The sequence below is a fragment of the Sphingomonas sp. CCH10-B3 genome, assembly GCF_001556185.1.
In the GTDB taxonomy this organism is placed as follows: domain Bacteria; phylum Pseudomonadota; class Alphaproteobacteria; order Sphingomonadales; family Sphingomonadaceae; genus Sphingomonas; species Sphingomonas aquatica.
Genome location: NZ_LSIJ01000068.1, coordinates 20,690 through 27,398, shown reverse-complemented (window position 1 = coordinate 27,398; position 6,709 = coordinate 20,690). Strand labels below are relative to the sequence as shown.

9 protein-coding genes are annotated in these 6,709 nt (G+C 65.3%); 4 read left to right on the top strand and 5 right to left on the bottom strand.

Going from position 1 to position 6,709, the window contains the following annotated elements:
* From AX672_RS18890 to AX672_RS11895, 3 genes are all read left to right on the top strand, one after another.
* Positions 1 to 438, top strand: a 438-nt coding sequence (locus AX672_RS18890) for a nuclear transport factor 2 family protein (protein WP_066651680.1), incomplete at its 5' end; no start/stop codon positions are given.
* Between the two features lies 1 nt (position 439).
* The gene (locus AX672_RS11900) at positions 440 to 2,386 is read left to right on the top strand and encodes an acetyl/propionyl/methylcrotonyl-CoA carboxylase subunit alpha (RefSeq protein ID WP_066651679.1); all 1,947 of its coding nucleotides are present in this window, start codon (positions 440 to 442) and stop codon (positions 2,384 to 2,386) included.
* Between the two features lie 127 nt (positions 2,387 to 2,513).
* Positions 2,514 to 3,290 (top strand): SDR family oxidoreductase, encoded by a 777-nt coding sequence (locus AX672_RS11895; RefSeq protein ID WP_066651678.1) that lies wholly within the window; start codon positions 2,514 to 2,516, stop codon positions 3,288 to 3,290.
* Here AX672_RS11895 and AX672_RS11890 read toward each other — a convergent pair.
* Positions 3,215 to 3,742, bottom strand: coding sequence for a gluconokinase (locus tag AX672_RS11890; protein ID WP_066651674.1), 528 nt, complete (start codon positions 3,740 to 3,742; stop codon positions 3,215 to 3,217). The two genes, AX672_RS11895 and AX672_RS11890, sit on opposite strands and share 76 nt — an antisense overlap.
* Between AX672_RS11890 and AX672_RS11885 the strand changes: the two genes are divergently transcribed.
* Positions 3,741 to 4,229: a MaoC family dehydratase gene (locus tag AX672_RS11885; protein WP_331711195.1), complete on the top strand. Its 489-nt coding sequence runs from the start codon at positions 3,741 to 3,743 to the stop codon at positions 4,227 to 4,229. The two genes, AX672_RS11890 and AX672_RS11885, sit on opposite strands and share 2 nt — an antisense overlap.
* Here the strand turns inward: AX672_RS11885 and AX672_RS11880 are convergent.
* From AX672_RS11880 to AX672_RS11865, 4 genes are all read right to left on the bottom strand, one after another.
* Positions 4,226 to 4,501, bottom strand: a complete 276-nt coding sequence (locus AX672_RS11880) for a hypothetical protein (RefSeq protein WP_066651666.1) — start codon at positions 4,499 to 4,501, stop codon at positions 4,226 to 4,228. The genes AX672_RS11885 and AX672_RS11880 overlap by 4 nt on opposite strands.
* Positions 4,501 to 4,857 carry a HesB/IscA family protein gene (locus AX672_RS11875; protein ID WP_066651664.1) on the bottom strand — a complete coding sequence of 119 codons (357 nt, stop codon included), beginning with the start codon at positions 4,855 to 4,857 and terminating at the stop codon, positions 4,501 to 4,503. The genes AX672_RS11880 and AX672_RS11875 overlap by 1 nt, the downstream gene beginning before the upstream one ends.
* 132 nt (positions 4,858 to 4,989) lie before the next feature.
* Positions 4,990 to 5,445 (bottom strand): SUF system Fe-S cluster assembly protein, encoded by a 456-nt coding sequence (locus AX672_RS11870; protein ID WP_066651662.1) that lies wholly within the window; start codon positions 5,443 to 5,445, stop codon positions 4,990 to 4,992.
* On the bottom strand, positions 5,442 to 6,668 hold the full coding sequence (locus AX672_RS11865; protein WP_066651660.1) for a cysteine desulfurase: 1,227 nt from the start codon (positions 6,666 to 6,668) through the stop codon (positions 5,442 to 5,444). Before AX672_RS11865 ends, AX672_RS11870 begins: the two co-directional genes overlap by 4 nt.
* Positions 6,669 to 6,709: the final 41 nt, after the last annotated feature.

Here is a 6,709-nt window from a genome sequence, read left to right as displayed (position 1 = left end):
ACCCCGCCCCTCCCCAAGGGCACCGGCAAGCCGCCCGAGCCGCAGGGTGAGGCCGCCGCCGTCATGGTCCCCGTCAACGCCACCTTCGCCGCCATCGCCGCGCGCAATGGCGAGTTGCTGCGCCCGCTCGCGCGCGAGGACGGCAATTTGTTCATCGCCAACGAGGCCGCCGACGGCACGCGCAAGATCATCCGCCGCCCGATGACCGAATTCTTCGCCGGGCTGAAGCCGGGGCCGGAGAAATATGAGGAGCGCCTCTACGACCCCGCGATCGAAGTCGATGGCGACGTCGCTTTCGTCTGGGGGCGGTTCAATTTCTACATCGACGGCAAGCTGCACCACTGCGGCTATGACCTGTTCGATCTGGTGCGCGAGAACGGCACGTGGAAAGTCGCCAACATCAGCTATTCGAGCCGCACGACGGGGTGCAGCGAGTAACATGATCAAGTCCCTCCTCATCGCCAATCGCGGCGAGATTGCGTGCCGCATCATCCGCACCGCGCGGGCGATGGGCGTGCGCACCGTCGCGGTCTATTCGGATGCCGATGCCAAGGCGCTCCACGTCCGCCAGGCCGATGAGGCGGTCCACATCGGCCCTTCCCCGGCGCGCGAAAGCTATCTGGTCGGCGAGAAGATCATCGCCGCCGCCAAGGCGACGGGCGCGGAGGCGATCCACCCCGGCTATGGCTTCCTCTCCGAGAACGCCGACTTCGCGCAGGCCGTGATCGACGCCGGGCTGATCTGGGTCGGCCCCAAGCCCGACAGCATCCGCGCAATGGGGCTGAAGGATGCCGCCAAGGAACGCATGATCGCGGCGGGAGTGCCGGTGACGCCGGGCTATCTCGGCGAGGACCAGTCGCCTGACGTGCTCGCGGACGAAGCGAGCAAGATCGGCTATCCGGTGCTGATCAAGGCGGTCGCGGGCGGCGGCGGCAAGGGGATGCGCCGGGTGGAGGCCGCTGCCGACTTCGCCGACGCATTGGCGAGCTGCAAGCGCGAGGCGGCATCGAGCTTCGGCGACGACCGGGTGCTGATCGAGAAATACATCCTGTCGCCGCGCCACATCGAAGTGCAGGTGTTCGGCGACACTCACGGCAATGTCGTCCACCTGTTCGAACGCGATTGTAGCCTGCAGCGCCGCCACCAGAAAGTCATCGAGGAAGCCCCCGCGCCGGGGATGTCCGAGGAAACCCGCGAAGCGATCTGCGCGGCGGCGGTCCGCGCGGCGAAGGCGGTCGATTATGTCGGCGCGGGCACGATCGAGTTCATCGCCGACGCCAGCGAGGGCCTGCGCGCCGACCGCATCTGGTTCATGGAAATGAACACGCGCCTGCAGGTCGAGCACCCCGTGACCGAGGAAATCACCGGCGTCGATCTGGTCGAATGGCAGCTGCGCGTGGCGAGCGGGGAGCCGCTGCCGAAGCAGCAGGACGAGCTGAGCATCAACGGCTGGGCGATCGAGGCGCGGCTCTACGCGGAAGATCCGGCGAAGGGGTTTTTGCCGAGCGTGGGGCGGCTGGACCACCTGACTTTGCCGCAGTCTGGCGTTGAGAACGTCGCTCTCTATCAATCACCAAGGATCGAGACGGGCGTCGAAGAGCGAGATTCCATCTCTCCATTTTACGACCCAATGATCGCGAAGATCGTCAGTTGGGGCGAGGATCGTGCGAGTGCAATTGACGACTTGGCTCAAGCCTGCGGATCTGTTGAATGCGAGCCGGTTAAGACCAATGCGTGGTTCTTAAAGCGCTTGCTCGATCAGCCGGCTTTTCAGGCGGGCTCTGTCACCACTGGCTTTATCGGCGATGATATCGAGGCGCTTGGGAAAACGCCCGAGCCAAGCGATCCATTGTTACAATATGCGGCTGATGATCTTGCTTTCAGTCCTGCCAATATGCCCGGCGGATGGAGCGATTGGAGCCGTGAATTTGTTCAGTCGCGCTTCGGATTTCGTCTGAATGCTCCCCCGCAGCGCGAAGTTCGATTGAACGTCGATGGAGCTTTGCGGAACGTCGAAGTTCACGACGAAGCGCTGTGGTATGATCGGACCCGGACCAGCGTCATCGATGGGCCGACGACAACATATTTTGAGGACGGCGTTGCCTTCAAAATCAGCGCGTTTCGCGGCGCAGGTGCAGGAGAAGGCACAGCCGCCGACGGCGCCCTCCTCTCCCCCATGCCGGGCCGCGTCACCGCGGTCGATGTCGCGGCGGGGGAGCGTGTCACCAAGGGCCAGCGGCTCGTGACGCTCGAGGCGATGAAGATGGAGCACAGCCTGACCGCGCCCTTCGACGGGACGGTCGAGGAACTGGGCGCCACCGCCGGCGCGCAGGTGAGCGAGGGGACGGTGCTGGTGAAGGTGGTGCGGGGGGGGGTATCGGAATAACTAGGCCGTCACCCTGAACTTGTTTCAGGGTCCAACGTGCCTGATGCGCGAACGGTGCGACGGCGCGGTGGATGCTGAAACAAGTTTAGCATGACGGTCCAACCATAGAACCAGCAGGAGAGCGGCCATGCCATTCGATTTCACAGGCAAAAACGTCATCGTCTTCGGCGGCACGTCGGGCATCAACCTCGGCATCGCCAAGTCCTTCGCGCGCGCCGGGGCCAACCTCGCCGTCGCCAGCCGCAGCCAGGACAAGGTCGATGCTGCCGTCGCCGCGCTCCACGGCGAGAAGCAGGCGCTGGGCTATGCGCTCGACGTGCGCGATTTCGACGCGGTCAAAGCCGCGATCGAGCATTTCCGTGCCGAACGCGGCACGATCGACGTCCTCATCTCGGGCGCGGCGGGCAATTTCCCCGTCCCCGCCGCCGCGCTCTCGCCCAACGGCTTCCGCTCAGTGATGGAGATCGACGCGCTCGGCACTTTCCATGTCATGCGCGCGGCCTATGAGCATCTGACCAAGCCCGGTGCGAGCGTCATCAACATCTCCGCCCCGCAGGCGTGGATCCCGATGGCGCTGCAAATCCATGTCTGCGCGGCCAAGGCGGGGGTCGACATGATCACCAGGACGCTGGCGATCGAATGGGGACGCGAAGGCGTGCGGGTGAACAGCGTCTCGCCCGGCCCGATCGACGGGACCGAGGGGATGGACCGCCTCGCCCCCACCCCCGAAGCCAAAGCCGCGAGCGCACGCGCGGTGCCGCTCGGGCGGCTCGGCACGGTCGATGATGTCGCCGACGTGTGCCTGTTCCTCGCGAGCGACTATGCGCGCTATGTCTCGGGCGTGGTGCTGCCTGCCGACGGCGGCTGGACGGCGGGGCGCGGGTTCGGCGCGCTTGGCGGCTGAACGACCTCGACGGCTTCGTCGGCGCCCGGCCATTCGAGCGTCGCGAGCTGGCTGTCGAGCAGGCCCGGCGGCATGAAGTGATCGCGCGTCGCCACCCGGCGGCGAAGTTCGTCGATCGGCACGTCGAGCAGCACGAAATGCACCGGCGCCACGATCCCCGCGCGCAGCCGATCGCGGTAAGCACGCCGCAGCGCTGAACAGGTCGCGACCACGCTCCCCCCCTCGCCCAGCGCCGCATTCACCGCCGCCGCGATGCGGTCGAGCCACGGCCAGCGATCCGCATCGGTCAGCGCGATCCCGGCGTGCATCTTGGCGATGTTCGCGGCGCCGTGGAGATCGTCGCCCTCGACAAACCGCGCGCTGGAAGCCGTCGCCAGCGCCGCGCCGTAAGTCGATTTTCCGCACCCGCTCACCCCCATGATGATCGTGACACTCGGCAGCGGCTGGTCCATGACCCCAGCATTGACGCGCCCGCGACAGGAGACAATCGTGCCCGGCAAATTTTACGACGAATGGCAGATCGGCGAGCAGATTGAGCACCCGCTGCACCGCACGGTGACCGAGACCGACAATCTGCTCTGGTCGACAATGACGCACAATCCGCAGCCCCTCCACCTCGATGCCGAGGCGGCGCGCGCGAGCGAATTCGGGCAGATCCTCGTCAACGGGACCTTCACCTTCAGCCTGATGGTCGGGCTGACCGTGGCGGAAACTACAATGGGAACCCTTGTCGCCAATCTCGGCTACGACAAGCTCGTGATGCCCAAGCCGGTGTTCATCGGCGACACGCTCCACGCCACCAGCGAGGTTACCGAGCTACGCGACAGCAAGTCGCGGCCCGACGCCGGGCTGGTGACGTGGCGGCACCGCATGATCAATCAGCGCGGCGAGACGGTGTGCGAATGCCTGCGGACGGCGTTGGTGAAGCGGGTCAATTAACCCTTTTGCCAGGCAATCGTCTCGCTTGCGGAGAATGGCGGCTGCGACACCTTGGCAAACCAATTCATGTCGAATCCCGGCAGTGCGCCAAGGTGCTCAAGCAAGGAAGGCCAACTGGGGTCTTCCTCGTGGCAGAACCAAACCAGCGAGCCCGAATGGACGTCGCAGCAGATCAGATCAGTGGTGATCTCATCGCGCTTGAAGAAGGTAACGCGATCGACCGCGTCGAGCGGCAGGCACTCATGCCAGATCGGCTCAGGCTTTCGTCGCATCAAACGGTGAAGCTCTCCCCGCAGCCGCAGCTGCCCTTGGCATTGGGGTTCTCGAAAGTGAAGCCGGCCGCGAAATCATCCTCGACCCAGTCCATCCTGCTGCCAACCAGATAGAGGATCGACGCGCCATCGACGAACAGCGTGCCACCCGGCGTGTCGATGCGTTCGTCGAACGCCTTGGCTTCGCTGACATAATCAACCGAATAGGCGAGCCCCGAACAGCCGCGGCGGGGCGTCGACAGCTTGACGCCGATCGCGCCATCGGGCGCGCGCGCCATCAGCTCGGCGATCCGTGCCTCGGCAGCGGCGGTCAGGTTGAGCGCGGCGGGGCGCTGGCGGGTCTTCTCGTCGGTCATATCATGTCATCCGTTTGCTTCGAGCGCAGTCGAGAAGCCTTTGTCCTGAACCCCGTTTCTCGACTTCGCTCGAAACTAACGGGTTGGTTTTTCGGCAATCAAACTCGATCAAAGTAGCACTTTGATCGAAACTTACAGCATGCCCATTTCCAACCGGGCCTCGTCGCTCATCTTGCTCGGGTCCCAGGCCGGGTCCCACACCAGATTGACGTCGACCGATCCCACCCCCGGCACCGCGCCGACGCGCAGCTCGACTTCGGCGGGCATGGTTTCGGCGACCGGGCAATGCGGCGTCGTCAGCGTCATCGTGATCACGGCATGGCCATCGCTCGTCACGTCGACGCCGTAGATCAGCCCGAGGTCATAGATGTTGACCGGGATTTCCGGGTCATAAATGTCCTTGAGCGCAGCGACCACGGCTTCATAGGTTTCGCCGCCGGGTTCGCCGGGAGTCACACCCTGCGGTGCCTGTTTCAGGAAACCGTCGAGATAGTCGCGCTTGCGCTCGAACGTTTCCGCCGCCGTCTCGACCCGCGCCTTGGGCGGCGTGGGGACCGACTCGACCTGTTCGACGTCGAAATTGCTCATCCGAAAATCCTCGTTACCCGTTCGATGCCCTTGATCAGCGCCGCGACATCGCTCGCGTCGCTATACACCCCAAAGCTCGCGCGCGCGGTCGCGGGCACGCCGAGCATGTCCATCAGCGGCTGCGCGCAGTGGTGCCCGGCGCGGATCGCCACGCCTTCCTCGTCGAGGATGGTGCCGATGTCGTGCGGGTGCACCCCGTCGATCGCGAAGCTGACGATGCCCGCCGAGTCCTCCGGCCCGAACAGCCGCACCGAATTGATCCGCGACAGCGCCGCGCGGGTTTCGCGCACCAGTTCGGTCTCGATTGCGTGGATGCGGTCGAGCCCGATGCTCTCGACATAATCGATCGCGGCGTGCAGCGCGATCGCGCCAACGATATGCGGCGTTCCCGCCTCGAACCGACCCGGCGGCGGAGCGTAGGTGGTCCGCTCGAAGCTCACCCGGTCGATCATCGCGCCGCCGCCCTGATAGGGGGGCATGGCGGCGAGCAGGTCACCCCGCGCCCACAGCACACCGAAGCCGGTCGGGCCATAAAGCTTGTGTGCCGAGAAGACGTAGAAGTCGCAGTCGAGCGCCTGCACATCGACATGCATGCGCGGCACCGCCTGGCAGCCATCGAGCAGGATCTTCGCGCCCGCCGCATGCGCGATCTCGCCCGCGCGCCGCGCGTCGAGCACCGAGCCGAGCACGTTCGAGACATGCGCGAGCGCGACCAGCTTGTGCGCCGGCGAGATCATCGCCGCCATCGCGTTCAGATCGATGCGATGATCCTCGGTCAGCGGGATCACGTCGATGTGCGCGCCGATTTTTTCGGCGACCAATTGCCACGGCACGATGTTGCTGTGGTGCTCAAGCTGGCTCAGCAGGATGCGGTCGCCCGCCTTGAGCTGCTCGGCGGCCCAGCTCTGCGCGACGAGATTGATGCCTTCGGTCGCGCCGCGCACGAAGACGATTTCGTTCTCGCTGGCTGCATTGACGAACCCCGCCACCCGCCGCCGCGCGGCTTCATAGGCCAGCGTCATGTCGGCGGAGCGCTTGTAGACGCCGCGATGGACGGTTGCGTAGTCGGCGCCATAGGCTTGGGCGATCACGTCAATCACGCCCCGGGGCTTTTGCGCGGTCGCCGCGCTGTCCAGATAATGCCAGCCGGGGGTAAGGCCCGGGAAGTCGTCCCGGACAGCGAGCCGGGCTTCTGCGGGCAAAATTGCAGTATGCGAGGTCATGGTATCAAACCTCCGCCGTCTGAAAGCCGCTCGATCGCCAA

Excerpts from the sequence above, each read along its gene's own strand:
- AX672_RS11900 (WP_066651679.1), top strand. The coding sequence starts at position 440 with ATGATCAAGTCCCTCCTCATCGCCAATCGCGGCGAGATTGCGTGCCGC.
- AX672_RS11895 (WP_066651678.1), top strand. The coding sequence starts at position 2,514 with ATGCCATTCGATTTCACAGGCAAAAACGTCATCGTCTTCGGCGGCACG.
- AX672_RS11885 (WP_331711195.1), top strand. The coding sequence starts at position 3,741 with ATGACCCCAGCATTGACGCGCCCGCGACAGGAGACAATCGTGCCCGGC.
- AX672_RS11890 (WP_066651674.1), bottom strand. The coding sequence starts at position 3,742 with ATGGACCAGCCGCTGCCGAGTGTCACGATCATCATGGGGGTGAGCGGG.
- AX672_RS11880 (WP_066651666.1), bottom strand. The coding sequence starts at position 4,501 with ATGCGACGAAAGCCTGAGCCGATCTGGCATGAGTGCCTGCCGCTCGAC.
- AX672_RS11875 (WP_066651664.1), bottom strand. The coding sequence starts at position 4,857 with ATGACCGACGAGAAGACCCGCCAGCGCCCCGCCGCGCTCAACCTGACC.
- AX672_RS11870 (WP_066651662.1), bottom strand. The coding sequence starts at position 5,445 with ATGAGCAATTTCGACGTCGAACAGGTCGAGTCGGTCCCCACGCCGCCC.
- AX672_RS11865 (WP_066651660.1), bottom strand. The coding sequence starts at position 6,668 with ATGACCTCGCATACTGCAATTTTGCCCGCAGAAGCCCGGCTCGCTGTC.